Consider the following 19,867-nt stretch of genomic DNA (forward strand, 5'->3'; position numbering starts at 1 on the left):
TTTGAGTATTTGCATATATTTTTTCTTGATGAATGTCAGAACCGCAACTAGCCTCGATTCTTGTCAGGCCTGACAGGATTGACCGAAACCCGCAGGCACTGGCCCATGAAAATTCCAAGAACCGGCCAGCAAGACCGGTCAGCCTGCGAGGAAGACGGCATGTCCCTGTTGATCCGTGGCGCCACCGTGGTTACCCATGAAGAAAGCTACCGCGCCGATGTGTTGTGTGCCGACGGCGTGATCCGCGCCATCGGTGAAAACCTCGAAGCACCCACCGATTGCCAGGTGCTCGACGGCAGCGGTCAGTACCTGATGCCCGGCGGCATCGACCCGCACACCCATATGCAATTGCCGTTCATGGGCACCGTGGCCAGCGAGGACTTTTTCAGCGGCACCGCCGCGGGCCTGGCCGGCGGCACCACCTCGATCATCGATTTCGTCATCCCCAACCCGCAGCAGTCGCTGCTCGAAGCCTTCCACACCTGGCGTGGCTGGGCGCAGAAGAGTGCGTCCGACTACGGCTTCCACGTCGCCATCACCTGGTGGAGCGAGCAGGTCGCCGAAGAAATGGGTGAGCTGGTGAGCCAGCATGGGGTCAACAGCTTCAAGCACTTCATGGCCTACAAGAACGCGATCATGGCCGCCGACGACACCCTGGTGGCCAGCTTCGAGCGCTGCCTGCAACTGGGCGCGGTACCCACCGTGCATGCCGAAAACGGCGAGCTGGTCTATCACCTGCAGCGCAAGCTGCTGGCACAAGGGCTGACCGGGCCCGAGGCGCACCCGCTGTCGCGCCCCTCGCAGGTTGAAGGGGAGGCCGCCAGCCGCGCCATCCGCATTGCCGAAACCCTCGGCACGCCGCTGTACCTGGTGCACGTGTCCAGCCGCGAGGCGCTCGACGAGATCACCTATGCCCGGGCCAAGGGCCAGCCGGTGTACGGCGAGGTGCTGCCCGGCCACCTGCTGCTGGACGACAGCGTTTACCGCGACCCGGACTGGGCCACCGCCGCCGGCTACGTGATGAGCCCGCCGTTCCGCCCGCGCGAGCACCAGGACGCACTGTGGGGGGGCCTGCAGTCAGGCAACCTGCACACCACCGCCACCGACCACTGCTGCTTCTGCGCCGAGCAGAAGGCCATGGGCCGCGACGACTTCAGCCGTATCCCCAATGGCACGGCAGGCATCGAGGACCGCATGGCGGTGCTGTGGGATGCCGGGGTCAACAGCGGGCGCTTGTCGATGCACGAGTTCGTCGCGTTGACCTCCACCAACACCGCGAAGATCTTCAACCTGTTCCCGCGCAAGGGCGCCATCCGCGTCGGCGCCGACGCCGACCTGGTGCTGTGGGACCCGCAGGGCACGCGCACCATCAGCGCCCAGACCCACCACCAGCGCGTCGACTTCAACATCTTCGAAGGCCGCACCGTGCGCGGCATCCCCAGCCACACCATCAGCCAGGGCAATGTGCTGTGGGCCGACGGCGACCTGCGCGCCGAACCGGGGGCAGGGCGCTATGTGGAACGCCCGGCGTACCCGTCGGTATTCGAAGTGCTGGAGCGGCGCGCCGAGCGGCAGAAGCCAACGCCGGTTCAGCGTTGAAGTAGTTGGGGCTGCTGCGCAGCCCTATCGCCGGCAAGCCGGCTCCCACAGACGGACCGCAGACCCTTTGGGAGCCGGCTTGCCGGCGATAGGGGCGCAAGGCCCCCCCCGATAACAACCCAGATACCCCTGTTGACTGCCACCCCCAAAACGGAAGCGGCCCCTGACCACTGCCGCCTCCAATAAAAACGAGAGAGGCTACAACCGTGATCGACGCCCTGAACCACTTGCCGCGCCCCCGGGCCGGCGCCGACCAGCTGGCCGAGGCCTTCAGCGACCTTGCGCCCCCGCTCACCGCCCGCCAGGCCGCCGTCGAAAGCGCACGCTGCCTGTACTGCTACGACGCGCCGTGCGTCAACGCCTGCCCCAGCGAAATCGACATCCCCTCGTTCATCCACCGCATCAGTGACGAGAACCTGCAAGGCGCTGCTGAGCGTATCCTTTCGGCCAACATCCTCGGCGGCAGTTGCGCCCGGGTGTGCCCCACCGAGATCCTCTGCCAGCAGGCCTGTGTGCGCAACAACGCCCAGGAATGTGCGCCGGTGCTGATCGGCCAGTTACAGCGCTACGCCCTGGACAACGCGCACTTCACCGCTCACCCGTTCCAGCGCGCGCCGGCCACCGGCAAACGCATCGCCGTGGTGGGTGCCGGCCCTGCCGGGCTGTCCTGCGCCCATCGCCTGGCCATGCACGGCCACGACGTGGTGATCTTCGAAGCGCGAGAGAAAGCCGGCGGCCTCAACGAATACGGCATCGCCCGCTACAAGCTGGTGGACGACTACGCCCAGCGCGAAGTGGAGTTTCTGCTGGGCATCGGTGGCATCGAGATCCGCCACGGCCAACGGCTGGGCAGCAACCTGTCGTTGACCGAGCTGCACGGCCAGTACCATGCCGTGTTCCTCGGCCTGGGGCTGGATGCCGTGCGTCAGCTGGGCCTGGCGGATGAAGAAGCCCCCGGCCTGCTGGCCGCCACCGATTACATCCGCGAACTGCGCCAGACCGACAACCTCAGCCAACTGCCGTTGGCCGACCGCTGCCTGGTGATCGGCGCCGGCAACACCGCCATCGACATGGCGGTGCAGATGAGCCGCCTGGGCGCGCGCGACGTCAACCTGGTGTACCGCCGGGGCGAGGCCGACATGAGCGCCACCGGCCATGAACAGGAAATCGCCAAGCACAATCAGGTGCGCCTGCACACCTGGGCACGGCCGGATGCCGTGCTGCTGGATGACTCAGGCCGGGTGCGCGGCATGCGCTTCGCGCAGACGCAGCTGGTCGATGGCCGACTCGGCGACACCGGCGAGACCTTCGAGCTGGCCGCCGACGCGATCTTCAAGGCCATCGGCCAACGTTTCGACGACGCCAGCCTCAGCGACCCGTTGGCCGCGCAATTGGCCCGCGACGGCGAGCGCATACGCGTCGATGGGCACCTGCAGACCAGCCTGCCGGGCATCTATGCCGGCGGCGACTGCACCGCCCTGGGTCAGGACCTCACCGTCCAGGCCGTGCAGCATGGCAAGCTGGCCGCCGAAGCCATCCATGCCCAACTCATGCTCAACGTGGAGGCTGCATAAATGGCCGACTTGTCCATCGTGTTCGCCGGCATCAAGGCGCCCAACCCCTTCTGGCTGGCCTCGGCGCCACCCACCGACAAGGCCTACAACGTGGTCCGCGCCTTCGAGGCGGGCTGGGGCGGGGTGGTGTGGAAGACCTTGGGCGAGGACCCGGCAGCGGTCAACGTGTCGTCGCGCTACTCGGCGCACTACGGCGCCAACCGCGTGGTGCAGGGCATCAACAACATCGAGCTGATCACCGACCGTTCGCTGGAGATCAACCTGCGTGAAATCACCCAGGTGAAGAAGGACTGGCCCGACCGGGCGCTGGTGGTGTCGCTGATGGTGCCGTGCGTCGAGGAATCCTGGAAATTCATCCTGCCGCTGGTGGAGGCCACCGGCGCTGACGGCATCGAGCTCAACTTCGGCTGCCCCCACGGCATGCCCGAACGCGGCATGGGCGCTGCGGTCGGCCAGGTGCCCGAGTACGTCGAGCAGGTCACCCGTTGGTGCAAGCTCCATTGCTCGCTGCCGGTGATCGTCAAGCTCACTCCCAACATCACCGACATTCGCCAGGCGGCGCGGGCGGCCCACCGTGGCGGGGCGGACGCGGTGTCGCTGATCAACACCATCAACTCGATCACCAGCGTCGACCTCGACCGCATGGTGGCCCACCCGATCGTTGGCGATCAGAGTACTCACGGTGGCTATTGCGGTTCGGCGGTCAAACCGATCGCCCTGAACATGGTCGCCGAGATCGCCCGCGACCCCGAGACCCGGGGCCTGCCGATCTGCGGTATCGGCGGCATCGGCAACTGGCGCGATGCTGCTGAATTCATGGCCCTGGGCAGTGGCGCGGTACAGGTGTGCACGGCGGCGATGCTGCATGGTTTTCGCATCGTCGAGGACATGCAGGACGGCCTGGCGCGCTGGATGGACCAGCATGGCCACCGCAACCTGGACGCTTTCCGTGGCCAGGCGGTGGGGCATACCACTGACTGGAAGTACCTGGACATCAACTACAAGTCGGTGGCGCATATCGACCAGGCCGCCTGCATCGGCTGCGGGCGCTGCCACATCGCCTGCGAAGATACCTCGCACCAGGCCATCGCCAGCACGCTCAAGGCCGACGGCACCCATGCCTACAGCGTGATCGAGGAAGAGTGCGTGGGCTGCAACCTGTGCCAGATCACCTGCCCGGTGGAAAGCTGCATCGACATGCAGGCGCAGGACACCGGCAAACCGTACATGAACTGGACCCAGGATCCGCGCAATCCCTACCGTGAGGTGGGTTGAACCGGGGCTTTCACATGTCTGACGCCATGCACCAAGGCTGGCAGCGGTACCCTCACAGGCATAATTGGCCCGAAACAGATGTGGGAGCTGGCTTGCCAGCGATGCGCCGCGCGGGCGGCGCTCGGTCTTGAGAGCGCTTCACCTCTATCGCCCTGCGCCTGGTAGTCCACATGCGATTCCAAGACAGGCCCTTGGGCGTCACACCGCTGGGCCTGGGTGATCAGGATTGGGTAATGGCCACCAGGTGCCTGCCGGTGTTTTTGCAGCGCCTATGAGATCGAGCGCCGCCCGCGCGGCGCATCGCTGGCAAGCCAGCTCCCACATTTGTTTCGGGCCAGTCTTTCCTGTGCCATCACCTGGTCCGCCTTGTTGGTACGACGCGGTTTTGGCGTGGTCGCTAACGCTGCATCACATGACTCAAGACATGCACCAAGGCGGGCAGCGGTACTTTCACAGGACTCATTGGCCCGAAACAGATGTGGGAGCGGGCTTGTCCCGCGATGCGCCGCGCGGGCGGCGCTCGATCTTGAGAGCGCTGCACCTCTATCGCCCTGCACCTGTTGGCCCACATACGATCCCAAGGCAGGCGCTGGGTGTCACTGCTCGAAGCAGGCCTATCGCGACAGCAATGCCAAGGCGCTGTGGCAGGCACTGCGCAGGGCCGCCGCGGGTACGCCATCACGTGCCTGCACCGAGATGCCATGGAGAAATGTGGCGTAGAAATGCCCCAGGGCCTGGACATCGGTGTCGGCCGGTAACTGGCCCTGCTCACGGGCAAGGCTTAGCCGGGCAATGATCGATTCGCTGCGCTGGCGACGGTGATCCGCCAACCACTGCTGCACCGCGACGTTGTCCGGTGCAACGCCGCTGGCCGCGCTTACCACCAGGCATCCCTTGGGCTCGTCGGCACGGGTATAGGTAGCGATGGCATCCTCGAGCATCTGCTCCAGCGCCTGGTGAATGTCCGGCAGGGCCAGGGCACGGTCGGCAAAACCGCCTTCGGCCGATTCGTACAGCGCCACGGCCTCTTCGAACAGTTGCTGCTTGCTGCCGAAGGCCGCGTAGATCCGCGCCGAGGCGATACCCAGCCCGGCGACCAGCGCCGCCATCGAGGTGCCTTCGTAACCGTGCTCCCAGAACAGCCGCAGCGCCTTGCGCAGTGCCTGTTGCTTGTCGAATTCCCGAGGTCGTCCTGCCATAGCCTGTCTGTCCGAATGCGCCAAACGGGCATTCTAGCCAATTCGCGATTGACGGGCAGCGTCGTTCGCGCCTATTGTTTGTCGATCAACAAACAATAGGATGGAATCGATGAAGACCCTCAAAGGCCCAAGCCTGCACCTGGCGCAGTTCAGCAGTGGCACCCCGCCGTTCGATTCGTTGGACAGCATCGCCGGTTGGGCCGCGCAGTTGGGTTTCAAGGCCCTGCAGGTCCCGGCCTGGGATGCTCGCCTGTTCGATGTGGCCCTGGCCGCGCAGAGCACGGAGTACTGCGACGAGATCAAGGGGCAGCTGGCCGAGCACGGCCTGCAGATCAGCGAGCTGACCACGCATATGTTCGGCCAGCTGGTCGCGGTACACCCGGCCTATGACCCCCTGTGCGACGCGTTCGCGCCTGCTTCGCTGGCGGGGCGACCGGCGGCCCGCACCGACTGGGCCATCGAACGGATGAAGCTGGCAGCGCGCGCCAGCCGCAATCTGGGCCTGGGCGACATGGGTACGTTTTCCGGTGCCTTGGCCTGGCCTTATCTGTTCCCTTTCCCGCAGCGCCCGCAAGGCCTGGTGGAGGCTGCCTTCGAAGAGCTGGCGCGGCGCTGGCGGCCGATTCTCGACGTCTGCGACGAGCAGGGCGTGAACCTGTGCTTCGAGATCCACCCGGCCGAGGACCTGCACGACGGCACCAGCTTCGAGCGCTTCCATGCCCTGGTGGGCGAGCACGAGCGCTGCCGTATCCTTTTCGACCCCAGCCATTTCGTGCTCCAGCAGCTCGACTACCTGGCCTATCTGGACCTGTACCACCCGTTCATCCGCATGTTCCACGTCAAGGATGCCGAGTTCAATCCGAGCGGCCGGCAGGGCGTGTATGGCGGCTACAGCGACTGGGCCGAGCGCGCCGGTCGCTTCCGCTCGCTGGGCGATGGGCAGGTCGACTTCAAGGCGATCTTTTCCAAGCTGGCGCAGTACGACTTCGATGGCTGGGCCACCCTTGAGTGGGAGTGCTGCCTCAAGGACCAGGAGGTCGGGGCCCGGGAGGGCGTCGAGTTCATCGACCGACACATCATCCAGGTCACCGGGCAGGTCTTCGACGACTTTGCCGGTGCACCGCTCGACCCTGGGCAGATCCAGCGCATGTTGGGGCTTGCAGCGGCTGGCAACGCAGCGGGAGCACGGGCATGAATGCAGTCAGCGCAACCCGGGACGACGCGTTCGCCCATGTCTATGTGCAGGTGGAGGGGCTGCGCATCCATTGCGCCGTGGCCGGGGAGGGCGAGCCCGTGCTGCTGGTGCCTGGCTGGCCGCAGACCTGGTATGCCTGGCGCCATGTGCTGCCTGCGCTGGCCGCGCAAGGCTTCAAGGCCATTGCCGTCGACCCGCCCGGCCTGGGTGACTCGGACCGGCCCGAGCAGGGCTACGACACAGGCAACGTCGCCCGCCTGTTGCATGCGCTCATGGCGCAGTTGGGGCATGAGCGCTATCACCTGGTCGGTCATGATGTGGGCATGTGGGTGGCGTACGCCCTGGCCAGCGATCAGCCGCAGGCGGTACGCTCGCTGGCGGTGGCCGAGGCGGTGATACCAGGGTTGGCGGCGGCGCCGCCGATCTTCGTCGATCCGCAGGAGAACATCTTCCTCTGGCACTTCCTGTTCAACCAGGTCCGCGACCTGCCGGAGTTCCTGATTGCCGGGCGTGAGGAGGGTTACTTGAATTTCATGTTCGATCGCTGGGCCATCCAGCGCCATGCCGTGGCATCCGATGTCTATATTCGCGCCTATTCGTCACCTGGAGGCATGCGCGGTGGGTTTGCCTACTACCGGGCGATTCCTGAAACCATCCGGCAGAACCGCGAGCGTGCTGCCCGCCCGTTGCGCATGCCGGTGTTGGCGATCGGCGCCGAGCACGCCACTGGCGATGCGCCGTTGCAGACCCTGCAGGGGCATGCGCAGACGGTGCATGGCGTGATCCTGCCAGGCTGCGGGCATTTCGTGATGGAGGAGGCGCCAGACTTGTTCAACGAACACCTGCTGGCATTCCTGCAAGGCCCGGCGGCCAGTCGCTGAGCAAGGCCCCTGTTGCGGTGCTCAGGGCTCCAGCCCGATACCGCGCAGGATGACGCTGGTCACCGTCTGTACCGCGCTTTCGAAGGCCAGGTCGGACAGCGGTTCGCCGCGGTTGAGCAGCGTCACCTGGTAACCGAAATCCGCATAATGCTGGGTCGCCGCCCAGATCATGTACAGCAGCGCCGAAGGCTCCACCGGCAGGATCCGTCGATCTTCCACCCAGCCACGGATCTTGGCTTGCTTGAGCTGCGCCCAGGGCACCAGGGTGTCGTCCAGGGTCGGGCCGAGCACCGGCGCGCCGTGCAGGATTTCTTCGGCCCAGAGCTTCGAGCCCAGCGGCCGTGAGCGCGAATGGCCCATCTTGGCGCGGATGTAGCTGGTCAGCACCACGCGTGGGTCGTCGAAGCGCTCGAAACACAGCGCGTCCTGCTTCCACACATCCAGCAGGTCCTGCAGTACCGCGCGGTACAGCTCGTCCTTGGTGCTGAAGTAGTAGTGCAGGTTGGAGCGCGGCAGCTGCGCCTGCTCGGCGATGTCGCCCATCGAGGTGGCGCCGTAGCCTTTGGCGGCGAACACCTGCTCGGCGGCCTGGAGGATCTTGTCGATGTTGCGCCGACGGATCTCGATCTTGTGGTTGGCCATGGGCTGTCCGTGGTGACCTGAACAGGGCAAGGCTAACAGCTTTGCAAGGCGTGTGGTGAAGGCTTCGCGGCCATCTGTTAACGTGCGCGCATTGCCCTGCCGAGTCCCGCGCCATGCCCTTCGCCGACAACCTGATCGCCTTCACCCTGGCCGCCACCTTGCTGACCCTGACGCCCGGCCTGGACACCGCGCTGATCCTGCGCACTGCCGCCGTGGAAAGCCGCCAGCAGGCACTGCGCGCCGCGCTGGGCATCAATGCCGGCTGCCTGCTGTGGGGCGCGGCGGTGGCCTTCGGCCTGGGCGCGCTGATTGCGGTATCGGAGCTGGCCTACAACCTGCTCAAGTACTGCGGCGCCGCCTACCTGGCCTGGCTTGGGGTGAACATGCTGCTGCGCCCGCGCCAGTCGATGGCCCCGGCTGGCGAGCAGGCGCCCCCCACCGGCAACTGGTTCGTCAAGGGCATGCTGGGCAACCTGCTCAACCCCAAGGTCGGCATCTTTTATGTGTCCTTCCTGCCCCAGTTCATTCCCCAGGGCCAGCCGCTGGTGGCCTGGACGTTCGGCCTGGTGGGTATCCATGTGCTGCTGGGGTTGCTGTGGGCGACCGGCCTGATCGCCGCCACCCGGCCACTGGCCGAGGTGCTGCGCCGCGAACGGGTGATCCGCTGGATGGACCGCTGCACCGGCCTGGTGTTCGTGCTGTTCGCGGCGCGGCTGGCGTTGAGCCGGCGCTAGGTCCTAGACCAGCGGCAGGTAGATGTCGGTCTGCCACTGCGCCTGCGGCGTCTGCGGGTACACGCTCAGGTAGTGGAAGAACAGCGGGTGGTCGCGCAGCTCTTCGCCGCTGGCCGGCAGCCAGTCACGGTAGAGCGGGTAGATGGTCTCGCCGATATGGTCCGGTGAGCCCACATGCCGCACCACGGCGCAGCGCCCGCCGGGGATGACCTGCGTTCGCACACCGAATGGATTGGCGGCCACTTCGGCATCGACCTCGCCGCAGATGGCGAAGCGAAAGTCCTCTGGTGCGGTGGTGTCGGGATTGTTGTAGGGAATGCCGAAGGTGCGCCGGGTGGCCACCGGCGACTCATTGCCATGGGTGCGCCATTGGATGAAACGGCCCACGGTAGCCGGCAGTTGCGCGGGTGGGCCAAGGTGTTCCAGGGCGGCCACCCGGGTTTGCGTGAAATCGACGATACGGACTTGCATGCTGATGCTCCTGGCAAAGTGGGGAATGCGAAATGCCGTGTTCCAGGCGCGCCAGTCCGGCGCCCGGCGAAAGGCGCTCGGCGACAGTGCGAAATCACGTCGGAAGGCACGGGCGAATGCCTCCGGGCTGTCGAAGCCGGCATCCAGCGCCACCTGCAGCACCGCCAGCGCCGGGTCGGCGGCCAGCGCGTGGCCGGCACGGCGCAGGCGCATCAGTTGCACGTAGCGCGCCACCGGCACACCGATATAGGCACTGAACTGGCGGTGAAAGTGGTGCACCGAGAAGTTCGCCACCTGGCTAAGGCGCTCCAGCGACAGGTCGCCGTCGAGGTTGCCCTCGATATGTGCGAGCACGGCGGCGAAGCGTTGGTCGTAGGGGCGGCTGGGCGAGGGGCGGGACATCGGTGAAGGCTCCTGGGGTTACGGGCAGGCACAGGATGCGGCAGGCGGCGCGGGGTACGCCTAGCCGGGTTTGCTCAGGTGGCGCTGACGCGCCACAAGTATGGGTGAGCCTACGATCCCGCCGGTGAGGACGGGCCCGGACTATTGAGCAGGGCGAGCAATGCGCGATTGGCCTGGGTGTCGATGCTCGCACCAGACGTCCAGGCTGTGACCGGCATGTTTGCCAGGATCACGGATAGCCCGCCAGGCCAAGCAGCCCGCCTTTTAACATCGCATCCCTCTGCTACCCTTGCCACTCAGCACCGAAGCTGAAATCAGTCGCTGGCAGTTCAAGCGTTCACCTCCCGGGCTTCGACTTACCCATTTCGTGCGGTATGACCCACCAGGGAGGTGCGAATGCGCACTCGATTTTCCTGCGTCCTGGCCGTAGTGCTGGCGTTGCATAGCGCCCCTACGCTCGCCGAGACGGCGGCCCCCGGCCCGGCGGCGCCCGAGCCCGCCGCTACCAAGCAGGCGGTGTTCACCCAGGAGCAGCTGGACCAGATGCTCGCGCCTATCGCCCTGTACCCCGACCCGCTGCTGGCGCAGGTGCTGATGGCCAGCACCTACCCGGGCGAGGTTGCCGAAGCGGTCAACTGGTCGAAGGCTCACCCGGACGCCAAGGGCGATGACGCGGTCAAGCAGGTGGCCAGCCAGCCCTGGGACCCCAGCGTGCAGGCGCTGGTGGCCTTCCCTCAGGTGCTCGCCACGCTGGGCCAGGACCCGGTCTGGGTGCAGCGCCTGGGCGATGCGTTCCTGGCCCAGCCGGACGACCTGATGAACGGCGTACAGCGCCTGCGCCAGCAGGCCAAGGCCGCCGGCAACCTGCAGAGCAACCAGTACCAGAACGTCACCGTGCAGGCCGCGCCGGCCAGCCAGAGCGCCCCGGCCAGCAATCAGACCATCATCATCCAGCCCGCCGACCCGCAGACGGTCTATGTGCCCACTTACAACCCCACGACTACCTACGGCACCTGGGCCTACCCGGCCTCGCCGCCGGTCTACTATCCGCCGCCGCCGGCCTATTACCCGGGCCAGGCGCTGGTTGCCGGGTTGGCCTTCGGCACCGGGGTGGCGATCGTCGCCTCGCTGTGGGGCGACTGCGACTGGAACAACCATGACGTAGACATCGACGTGAATCGCTACAACAGCATCAACCGCAATAACCAGATCAACAACATCAGCAACAACAAGTGGCAGCACAACCCCGTGCACCGCGACGGCGTGCCGTACCGCGATGCCCGCAACCGCGAGCAATACGGCCGCCAGCTGGACGGCGCGCGCGACCGCGCCGCCTACCGTGGCGACGATGCCCAGCGTGCAAGGGCGCGGCAGAACGCGCTCAGTTCGATGGACCGCCACGGCATCGAGCGGCCCGCCAGCAACAATGTGCAGGCCCGCGAGCGCATGCGTGAGGCACAGACCGAGCGCAACAACAATCCGCGCCTGGCCGAACGCCGGCAGGACGTGCCACGCGCCAACCAGGGCGGGCAGCTCAACCAGCGCCGCCAGAACGAAGGACAGGCCCGTCAGCAGGTGGCGCAACGCCAGAACACCGGTCGCGCCCGCAACAATGCCTTCGATGGCGTGCGCTCGCCGTCGAGCAGCAGCGCCCAGGCCAGCCGCGGGCGCACCAGCCAGGCCTTCGCCCAGCGCGGCAGCGCGCCGCGCGCCAGCGGGCAGCAGGTTTCCCGCCCGAGCTTTTCCGGCGGGGGTCAACGGGGAGGAGGCCGCCGATGAGCGTGCGCATCTTGAGTGCCTGGTGGCTGGCCGCCAGCCTGGCCTGGCCCAGCCTGGCGACGGCCCAGGAAGTGTTCGCCACCCCGCAGGCGGCCGTCGACGCCTTCGTTGCCGCGCTGGGTACCCAGCCACCTGACGAAGCACGTTTCGGCAAGCTGCTCGGCGAGGACTGGCGCACCTACATACCGCGTGGCGGGGTACAACACCGCGACGTCGAGACCTTCCTCGAGCAGTACCGCGCCGAACACCGCATCGAACATACCGGCGAGCGTGGCGCGGTGCTGGCGGTGGGGCACGAGGGCTGGACCCTGCCGATCCCCCTGGCCAAGGGCGCCGAAGGCTGGCGCTTCGACCTCAAGGCAGGCAGCGCCGAGATCCGTGCCCGGCGCATCGGCCGCAACGAACTGGCGGCGCTGCAATCGATGCTGGCCTACCACGACGCGCAGATGGAGTACGCCAGCCAGGACCGCAACGGCAACGGCGCACTGGAGTACGCACGCAAGATCTTCAGCACGCCCGGCGAGCACGATGGCCTGTACTGGGCCGACGAAAGCGATGGCCAGATCAGCCCGCTGGGCCCGTTGTTTGGCCAGGAGGAAGCCGGCGACGACTGGCATGGCTACCACTTCCGCATCCTCGACGCCCAAGGGCCATCGGCCCCCGGTGGCGCCTACGACTACCTGATCGGCGACCGCATGATCCGCGGCTTCGCCCTGGTCGCCTGGCCGGCCCGTTACGACGACAGCGGGGTGATGAGCTTCATGATCAGCCACGACGGCGAAGTGTTCGAAAAGGACTTGGGGCCCGACAGCGAAAAAGTGGCCCGGGCGATGAAAGCGTTCGACCCGGACAGCAGTTGGACGGCGGTGGCGGTGCAGGGCAAGTAGTGGGCTCCCGGTAAGGGTGATCATCCAGCCCGCATCGCTGGCAAACCGGGTTTTGGGGTTCAGGGGAGGGCACACATGCCAAATGACGGCAGCCTGTTGCAGGCGACGGTGGTTTTCCTGCTGGCGGTGGTGCTCCTGGTACCACTGGCCCAGCGCCTGAAACTGGGGGCGGTGCCGGGCTACCTGCTGGCTGGCATTCTCATCGGCCCGTCGGTGATGGGGCTGATCGACAACCCGCACAACGTCGCACGGCTGTCGGAGATGGGCGTGGTGATGCTGTTGTTCGTCATCGGCCTGGAACTCTCGCCACGGCGCTTGTGGACCATGCGTCGGGCACTGTTCGGCATCGGTTCGTTGCAGGTGGGGCTGACCGCGCTGGTGCTCGGGCTGCTGGCCTGGCTGCTGTTCGGCCAGGCCCCGGCCACCGCCGTGGTGCTGGGCCTGGGCTTGGCGCTGTCGTCCACCGCCTTCGGCCTGCAAGTGCTGGCCGAGCGCAAGGAGCTGGGCAAGCCCCATGGCCGCCTCGCGGTGGCCATTCTGCTGTTCCAGGACATCGCGGCCATCCCCCTGATCGCCGTGGTGCCATTGCTCGGTGGCGGCGTCGGGACCGCCGACGAAGGCACCTGGCCGCTGCTGGCGGTGCTGTTGGGTATCGGGGTGGTGGTGATCGCCGGGCGCTACCTGCTGCGCCCGGTGTTCCGCTGGACGGTGGGCAGTGGCCTGCATGAGCTGTCGACCGCCACCGCGCTGCTGCTGGTGCTGGGGACGGCCTGGCTGATGGAGCATGTCGGCGTGTCGATGGCGTTGGGCGCGTTCCTCGCCGGGGTGCTGGTGGCCGAGTCGGAGTTCCGCCACGAGCTGGAGTCGCAGATCGAGCCGCTCAAGGGCCTGTTGCTGGGGTTGTTCTTCGTGGGTGTGGGCATGACCGCCGACCTGCGCCTGCTGGCCGGCATGCCGCTGCAGGTGCTGGGGCTGACCCTGCTGCTGGTGGCGCTCAAGCTGCCGCTGCTGTGGGGCATCAGTCGCCTTTTCGGCGGCCTCGACCGACCCCAGGCGCTATGCCTGGCGGTAGTGCTGGCGTCCGGGGGCGAGTTCGCCTTCGTGGTGTTCAAGCTCGGCTTGCAGCACCAGGTGCTGGAGCAGCGGGTGCACGACCTGCTGGTGCTGGCCATCACCCTGTCGATGGCCCTGGTACCGCTGGTGATGATGGCCCTGGCCCGGCAGTTGCGCCCCGCCGATCAGGCCGACCTGACGCAGGAACCGCCGCAACTGGAAGACGTCCCGCAGGTGGTGATCGCCGGCTTCGGCCGCCTGGGGCGTGCCATCGGGCGCATGCTGCATGCCGAAGGCATTCGCGTGGTGGCCCTGGACGCCACGGCTGAAGCCCTCGCGCGCAAGGCCCGGCCACGCGGCGATGGCCCCACGGTGTTCTACGGCGACCCATCGCGCTCGGAAATCCTGCGCGCGGCGAAGGTCGATCAGGCCGCGCTGGTGATCGTCGCCGCAGACGACGCGCAGAGTAACCAGAAGACCGTCGACGTGCTCGTGCACCTGTACCCCAAGGCCCAGGTGATCGCCGCCGCACGCAATCACCGCGACGTGCTGCGCCTGCTCGACCTGGGGGTCAACCCGGTGCGCGAGACCTTCCATTCCAGCCTCGAGATGGCCCGTCGCGCCTTCATTGCGCTGGGCCGCAGCGAGGCGCAGGCGGCCGCCTGGGTGCAGCGTTATCAGCAGCAGGAGGCGCACTGGCTGCTCGAGCAGCATCGCCAGGGCACGGCGCTGGATGAGGATGGACCACCCGCCACCGACCGAGCCGAACCCCCTGCCGCCACCGTGATTCGACCAGGAGATGAAGGATGATGCCGAGTTTCAAGCTGGACAGCGAACTGTCGCGCGGGATGCTCGATGTGTTGATCAAGGCCGGGCTGGTGGCGGCGCTGGTGCTGTTCGCCTACCGGGTGTTCCAGCCGTTCCTCGACCTGATGCTCTGGGCGGTGATCCTGGCGGTCACTCTGTACCCGCTGCATGGCCGGATCAAACGCCTGACCGGGATGCGCGAAGGCTATGCCGCGACCCTGGTGGTGGTGTTGCTGCTGCTGGTGCTGCTGGTGCCGATCTACCTGGTGGTGGCGTCGATCATCGAGTCGATAGACAGCCTGACGAACCTGGTCAAGAGCGGCGCCTGGCAAGTACCCCCACCCCCGGACTCGGTGGCCGGCTGGCCGCTGATCGGGCCGCGGCTGCACGACGTCTGGCTGGCGGCGTCGCAGAGCCTGAGCAGCGTGCTTGCCAACCAGACGTCCAACCTCAAGAGCGCCGCCCTCGCGGTGCTGGGTGCCGCCGCCAGCGCGGGTGGGGCGTTGCTGATGTTCATCGGCGCGATCATCATCGGCGGGGTGATCATGGCCTTCGGCGAGAGCGGCCAGCGCGCGGCGCTGCGCATTGCCATGCGCGTGTCCGGCGAGGAGCGCGGCAAGCCCATCGCCAGGTTGTGCACGTCGACCATCCGCGCGGTGGCCCAGGGGGTGATCGGCATCGCCTTCATCCAGATGCTGCTGATCGGCGTCGGTTTCGTGGTCAAGGGGGTGCCGGCCGCCGGCATGCTGGCGATCGTCATCCTCATACTGGGCATCGCCCAGGCCCCGGCGACGCTGGTCACCCTGCCGGTGATCGGCTACGTGTTCTACAGCGAGGGCTTCAGCCTGGTGACCATCGTGTTCGCCGTGTACACCTTCGTCGCCGGCCTGGCCGACAACGTGCTCAAGCCGCTGCTGCTGGGCCGTGGGGTGGACGTGCCGATGCCGGTAGTGCTGATCGGCGCCCTGGGCGGGATGGTGGTGCAGGGCATCATCGGCCTGTTCCTCGGCCCGGTGATCCTGGCGGTGACCTACAACCTGTTCTGGCAGTGGGTGGACCAGCAGGTACCCGCCCGGCCCGACGAGCCGGCGGTGTGAGCGGGGGCCTGCCATGCCCGGGTCAGTAAGTCGTTGTGCCTTGAGCCTGCTGGCGCTGCTGGCAGGCTGTACCCAGGTCGGGCCGGACTTCAGCCCGCCGCAGGATCCTTGGCTGGACCGCTGGAGCACACCCTTGCTGAGCCAGGCCACCGCCCCTGGGGGCGACCTGCGCCAGTGGTGGCAACTGTTCGCCGACCCCACCCTCGACGCATTGATCGCCGAAGCCGAGGCGCACAACACCAACCTGCAAGTGGCCGGCCTGCGTATCGCCGAGGCCCGAGCGCAGCTGGCCATCGTGCAGACCGGGCGCTACCCGCAGTTGCAGCAGTTGCGCGCGCAGAGCCTGTACCTCAAGCAGGATCAGTCCGGCACCTCGACCGCGCGCGACTCGGTGTTCTGGCAGTCGAGCCTGGGTTTCGACATCGCCTGGGAGATCGACTTCTGGGGGCGCTTCAGCCGCGCCGTCGAGTCGGCCGACGCGGTGTACTTCGCCTCCCAGGCCAACTACACGGATGCCCTGGTGCTGCTGCGCGCGCAGGTGGCCGACAGCTACTTCGCCCTGCGCACCACCGAGGCGCGGCTGGACATCGCCCGGGACAACGCGCGGCGCCAGGCACGCAGCCTCGAAATCACCGAGCGGCTGTTCCGCCATGGCGAGAACGACGAACTCGACTGGCAGCAGGCACGTACCCAGCTGCTGGCCACCGAGGCCACCATTCCGGAGTTCGAGAATCAGCTCAATGCCTTGCGCAACGTGCTCTGCTCGCTGCTGGGCCGCCCCCCGGGCCTGCTGCCGGAGCTGGACGCCCGGCACGCTCAGTTGCCGCTGCCGGACCGCGCCGTGTTGCAGGCCGTGCCGGCCGAGCTGCTGCGCCGGCGCCCGGACATCCGCGCCGCCGAGCAGGCCGTGGCGGCGCAGTCGGCGCTGGTGGGGGTGGCCGAGGCCGACCTGTACCCACAGTTGAGCCTGCTCGGCAGCATCGGCTGGAGCCTGGCTTCGGCCAGCCATGTGCCTGACAGTTTCGACATCGCTGCCGGCCCTGGGCTGATCTGGAACCCGTTCGACTATGGGCGGCGCAAGAATGCCGTGCGTGTCGAGGACGCCCGCCTGCAGCAGCTGATCACCCTTTACCACCAGCAGGTGCGCGAGGCGGCGCGCGAGGCGGACGACGCCGCCAGCGCCCTGGTGCGGGCGTTGCAGAGCGCGGCCATCCGCGACCGCGCCTCGGCGGCGGCGAGCCGCTCGCTGGACCTGGCCAGCGCGCAGTATCGCGAGGGCTTCGCTGACTTTCAGCGGGTGCTCGACGCCCAGCAACTGCTGTTGCAGCAACAGGATGGCTACCTGGTCAGCCGCGGCAATGCGGTGGGCAGCCTGGTGGCGCTGTACAAGGCGCTCGGCGGTGGCTGGGAGCGCCGTGTGCCGACCATCGACGCGCCGACCCGGCGGCAGATGGAACAACGCACCGATTGGGGCGACCTGCTCGATGAACAAGGTGACGCGCAATGACTGACACAACCACGCCAGCCCCCGACCGCAGCCTGCGCTGGGTCCTGCTGCTGATCGTCATGAGCCTGGCCTGGTACCTGCTCGCCGACCGCTTCACCCCCTACACCCAGCAGGCTCGCCTGCAAGCCTACGTGGTGCCGGTGAGCGCCGAGGTGGCCGGGCAGGTGCGGCGGGTGGCGGTGGGCAACAACCAGGAGGTGCGCCGCGGCGAGCTGCTGTTCGAGCTGGACCCGGAGCAGTACCGCATCGCCCTGAGCCGGGCCCAGGCCGACTACGATGCGGCGCGACGCCAGGTCGGCGCCCACACCGCCGGCATCGATTCGGCCCAGGCCTCGCTGGCCGCGGCCCAGGCCAACGAGCGCAAGGCGCGCCAGGACGCCGAGCGCCTGCGGCGCCTGTACGAGGAGGACCAGGGCACGGTGTCGGTGCGCCGCCTCGAAGGCGCCCAGGCCACCTACGAACAGGCGCGCAGCCAAGTGGCCGCGGCCCGCGCCGAAGTCGAGCGGGCCAGGGAGCAGGAAGGTGGCAGCGATGACGACAACGCCCAGTTGCGCGGTGCCGCCGCCAACCTGGAAAAGGCCCGGCTCGACCTGGCGCGCACCCAGGTGCGCGCCGACTCCGACGGGCGTATCACCGACCTCAAGGTGGACGTGGGGCATTACGTGGGGGCCGGCAGCCCGCTGATGACCCTGGTCGCCACCCACGACCTGTGGATCAGCGCCGACATGACCGAGAACAACCTCGGCCGCCTGCGCAGCGGCACACCCGTGCTGGTGGTGCTCGACAGCCTGCCGGGCGAGGTGCTGCACGGGCGCATCCGCAGCATCGGCCAGGGGGTCAGCAGCGGCCAGGCGCCGCCGCCGGGGCAACTGCCGACGGTGCAGAACAGCCGCGAGTGGCTGCGCTCGGCGCAACGCTTCCCGGTGATCGTCGGGCTCGACCCGGACCAGCAGGTGGACACCACGCAACTGCGCGTCGGCGGCCAAGCCGAGGTGATGGCGCTGCCCGGGGAGGGCAACCCGCTGAACCTGCTCGGGCGGCTGTTCATGTGGTGCATGAGTTGGCTGTCGTATGCCTATTGAACTACGCCGCCGCCGCGCGCTGCGCCTGGCCTGGGGCGCGGCCATGAGCCTGGCGGCGAGTTTCGGCATCGGCTTGCCGGTGCCGGTACTGGCACCCGTGCTGTGCGTGCTGCTGCTGGCGATGCGCAACACCGCGCTATCGCTGCGCATGGCCCCGGTGCTGGCGCTGTTGGTGCTGCTCAGCTGCGGCAGCGGCCTGTTGCTGATCCCGCTGCTGCGCCACGCGCCGCTGAGCGGCGTGCTGCTGGTGGCGGTCGGCCTGCTGCTGGTGTTCCGCTGGGCGCTGCGCGGGGGCAACGGTTTGCTGGCCAACCTGCTGGTCATCGGCCTGACCATGATCGCCGCCGCCGGTACCAGCGATTTCACCCTGGCACTGTCGGTGGTCGAGGCAATGGCCAAGGGCATGTTGCTGGCGGTGCTGTGCACCCTGGTGGCCCACTGGCTGTTCCCGGAGCCGGCCGATGCGCCCGCCGCACCGGTCACACCACGCCTCGACCCGCGCGAGGCCGGCTGGATCGCCTTGCGTGCCACGCTGATCGTGATGCCGGCGTTCTTGCTCGCACTGATTGCCCCGGACCGTTTCATGCCACTGATCATGAAGTCGGTGAGCCTGGGCCAGCAGGCTGGCGAGACCGACGCGCGCCAGGCGGCCCGCGAGCTGGTGGGCTCGACCTTGCTGGCCGGGGTGCTGGCGATTCTGGTGTGGGGCGCGTTGAGCCTGTTCGTGCACCTGTGGATGTTCTTTCTCTGGGTGCTGCTGGCCGCACTGTGGCAGGCGCGGCGCCTGCAACGGCTGGTGGCGAGCCGGCATGCTCCGGCGTTCTGGGTCAGCTGCCTGACCACCATGCTGATCCTGCTTGGCCAGTCGGTGCAGGACAGTGTCGCCGGGCAGGACGTGTACCGGGCGTTCGCCGTGCGTCTGGCGCTGTTCCTGCTGGTATCGCTGTATGCCAGCGCCATGCTGGTGTGGATCGACCGGCGCCGGGTTGCGCTGTAGGCGCTACTCGACGGTGGTCAGCGGTGTTAACCGCGTGTCGAGGTGGGGCGGGTGGCCGTTTCAGTCACCACTTGCTGCTGGTCCGCACGCAGCACGGCAAGCCTGCGTTGTTCGTATTGCTCCTGGCTGAGCCCTTGGCGTTGTAACGCTTCGAGCTGCAACTGGCGCGTTTCGTCGGTGCTGAAGGGGCGCAGTTCGGGGTGGTTGGCGCAACCGCTCAATACGGCGATGGCCAAGGCGGCGAGCAACAGGCGGGGGGTGTTCATCGGGCGCTTTCCATGATCGGTGGATCGATGGAGCGAGCATAGGGCGCACGCCCGATGAGGAGAAATTGCCGCGCTCGATAGTGACTATCGAGCGCGGCAACAGGCGGTCAGAACTTGTAGTTCACGCTGGCTTCGAGGGTACGCGGCGCGCCTGATTGGATGAGGGCCACCAGGTGTCTGGCGGTGTTTTTGCAGGGCCTATGAGATCGAGCGCCGCCCGCGCGGCGCTTCGCGGGTAAACCCGCTCCCACATTCTGTTTCGGGCCAGTCCCTCCTGTGCCATTACCTGGTCCGCCTTGTTGGCACGACGCGGTAGTGAGGTGGGCGCCACCGGCGCATCACCTGACTTAAGACATGCACCAAGGCGGGCAGCGGTACCCTCACAGGCGTAATTGGCCCGAAATAGATGTGGGAGCGGGT

17 protein-coding genes are annotated in these 19,867 nt (G+C 67.4%); 13 read left to right on the top strand and 4 right to left on the bottom strand.

The genetic code is table 11. From position 1 onward, the window contains the following. The first annotated feature begins 159 nt into the window (after window positions 1-159). From hydA to preA, 3 genes are all read left to right on the top strand, one after another. Entirely contained in the window at window positions 160-1,599 is a 1,440-nt protein-coding gene (gene hydA / locus ACQ4N9_RS00775; protein ID WP_390970707.1) for a dihydropyrimidinase, read from the top strand. Between the two features lie 206 nt (window positions 1,600-1,805). Continuing rightward, window positions 1,806-3,173 (top strand): NAD(P)-dependent oxidoreductase, encoded by a 1,368-nt coding sequence (locus ACQ4N9_RS00780; RefSeq protein WP_390970705.1) that lies wholly within the window; start codon window positions 1,806-1,808, stop codon window positions 3,171-3,173. Then, entirely contained in the window at window positions 3,174-4,448 is a 1,275-nt protein-coding gene (gene preA, locus ACQ4N9_RS00785; RefSeq protein WP_390970702.1) for an NAD-dependent dihydropyrimidine dehydrogenase subunit PreA, read from the top strand. Between the two features lie 614 nt (window positions 4,449-5,062). Here the strand turns inward: preA and ACQ4N9_RS00790 are convergent. Beyond that, window positions 5,063-5,647, bottom strand: a complete 585-nt coding sequence (locus ACQ4N9_RS00790; protein ID WP_390970700.1) for a TetR/AcrR family transcriptional regulator — start codon at window positions 5,645-5,647, stop codon at window positions 5,063-5,065. 109 nt (window positions 5,648-5,756) lie between these two features. Between ACQ4N9_RS00790 and ACQ4N9_RS00795 the strand changes: the two genes are divergently transcribed. Further along, window positions 5,757-6,842 (top strand): sugar phosphate isomerase/epimerase family protein, encoded by a 1,086-nt coding sequence (locus ACQ4N9_RS00795; protein WP_390970699.1) that lies wholly within the window; start codon window positions 5,757-5,759, stop codon window positions 6,840-6,842. Next, complete coding sequence (locus tag ACQ4N9_RS00800) at window positions 6,839-7,723, top strand: alpha/beta fold hydrolase (RefSeq protein ID WP_390970697.1); 885 nt, start codon at window positions 6,839-6,841, stop codon at window positions 7,721-7,723. Before ACQ4N9_RS00795 ends, ACQ4N9_RS00800 begins: the two co-directional genes overlap by 4 nt. A gap of 21 nt (window positions 7,724-7,744) precedes the next feature. On the opposite strand, the gene ACQ4N9_RS00805 is transcribed toward ACQ4N9_RS00800, so the two are convergent. Then, window positions 7,745-8,365: a TetR/AcrR family transcriptional regulator gene (locus ACQ4N9_RS00805; protein WP_258704565.1), complete on the bottom strand. Its 621-nt coding sequence runs from the start codon at window positions 8,363-8,365 to the stop codon at window positions 7,745-7,747. A 113-nt stretch (window positions 8,366-8,478) separates the two neighbouring features. Between ACQ4N9_RS00805 and ACQ4N9_RS00810 the strand changes: the two genes are divergently transcribed. Beyond that, on the top strand, window positions 8,479-9,099 hold the full coding sequence (locus ACQ4N9_RS00810; protein WP_125859096.1) for a LysE family translocator: 621 nt from the start codon (window positions 8,479-8,481) through the stop codon (window positions 9,097-9,099). Window positions 9,100-9,102: 3 nt separating this feature from the next. Here ACQ4N9_RS00810 and ACQ4N9_RS00815 read toward each other — a convergent pair whose 3' ends face one another. Further along, window positions 9,103-9,972 (bottom strand): AraC family transcriptional regulator, encoded by an 870-nt coding sequence (locus ACQ4N9_RS00815; protein WP_390970694.1) that lies wholly within the window; start codon window positions 9,970-9,972, stop codon window positions 9,103-9,105. A 396-nt stretch (window positions 9,973-10,368) separates the two neighbouring features. On the opposite strand from ACQ4N9_RS00815, the gene ACQ4N9_RS00820 reads away from it, so the two are divergent. From ACQ4N9_RS00820 to ACQ4N9_RS00850, 7 genes are all read left to right on the top strand, one after another. Then, window positions 10,369-11,751 carry a DUF3300 domain-containing protein gene (locus ACQ4N9_RS00820; protein WP_390970692.1) on the top strand — a complete coding sequence of 461 codons (1,383 nt, stop codon included), beginning with the start codon at window positions 10,369-10,371 and terminating at the stop codon, window positions 11,749-11,751. Then, on the top strand, window positions 11,748-12,638 hold the full coding sequence (locus ACQ4N9_RS00825; RefSeq protein ID WP_390970690.1) for a DUF2950 domain-containing protein: 891 nt from the start codon (window positions 11,748-11,750) through the stop codon (window positions 12,636-12,638). Before ACQ4N9_RS00820 ends, ACQ4N9_RS00825 begins: the two co-directional genes overlap by 4 nt. A 75-nt stretch (window positions 12,639-12,713) precedes the next feature. Then, window positions 12,714-14,501: a monovalent cation:proton antiporter-2 (CPA2) family protein gene (locus ACQ4N9_RS00830; RefSeq protein ID WP_390970688.1), complete on the top strand. Its 1,788-nt coding sequence runs from the start codon at window positions 12,714-12,716 to the stop codon at window positions 14,499-14,501. Beyond that, a complete protein-coding gene (locus ACQ4N9_RS00835) occupies window positions 14,498-15,595 on the top strand; it encodes an AI-2E family transporter (protein WP_390970686.1) in 1,098 nt (365 codons plus the stop codon). The genes ACQ4N9_RS00830 and ACQ4N9_RS00835 overlap by 4 nt, the downstream gene beginning before the upstream one ends. 13 nt (window positions 15,596-15,608) lie before the next feature. Next, window positions 15,609-17,102 (top strand): efflux transporter outer membrane subunit, encoded by a 1,494-nt coding sequence (locus tag ACQ4N9_RS00840; RefSeq protein ID WP_390970684.1) that lies wholly within the window; start codon window positions 15,609-15,611, stop codon window positions 17,100-17,102. Further along, window positions 17,099-18,184: an HlyD family secretion protein gene (locus ACQ4N9_RS00845; RefSeq protein ID WP_390970682.1), complete on the top strand. Its 1,086-nt coding sequence runs from the start codon at window positions 17,099-17,101 to the stop codon at window positions 18,182-18,184. Before ACQ4N9_RS00840 ends, ACQ4N9_RS00845 begins: the two co-directional genes overlap by 4 nt. Beyond that, window positions 18,174-19,181 carry a DUF2955 domain-containing protein gene (locus ACQ4N9_RS00850; RefSeq protein WP_390970680.1) on the top strand — a complete coding sequence of 336 codons (1,008 nt, stop codon included), beginning with the start codon at window positions 18,174-18,176 and terminating at the stop codon, window positions 19,179-19,181. The genes ACQ4N9_RS00845 and ACQ4N9_RS00850 overlap by 11 nt, the downstream gene beginning before the upstream one ends. Before the next feature lie 26 nt (window positions 19,182-19,207). Here ACQ4N9_RS00850 and ACQ4N9_RS00855 read toward each other — a convergent pair whose 3' ends face one another. Further along, window positions 19,208-19,447, bottom strand: coding sequence for a hypothetical protein (locus ACQ4N9_RS00855; RefSeq protein ID WP_390970678.1), 240 nt, complete (start codon window positions 19,445-19,447; stop codon window positions 19,208-19,210). Between the last annotated feature and the right edge of the window lie 420 nt (window positions 19,448-19,867).

Source organism: Pseudomonas sp. ES1 (assembly GCF_050586605.1).
Taxonomy (GTDB): Bacteria; Pseudomonadota; Gammaproteobacteria; order Pseudomonadales; family Pseudomonadaceae; genus Aquipseudomonas; species Aquipseudomonas sichuanensis.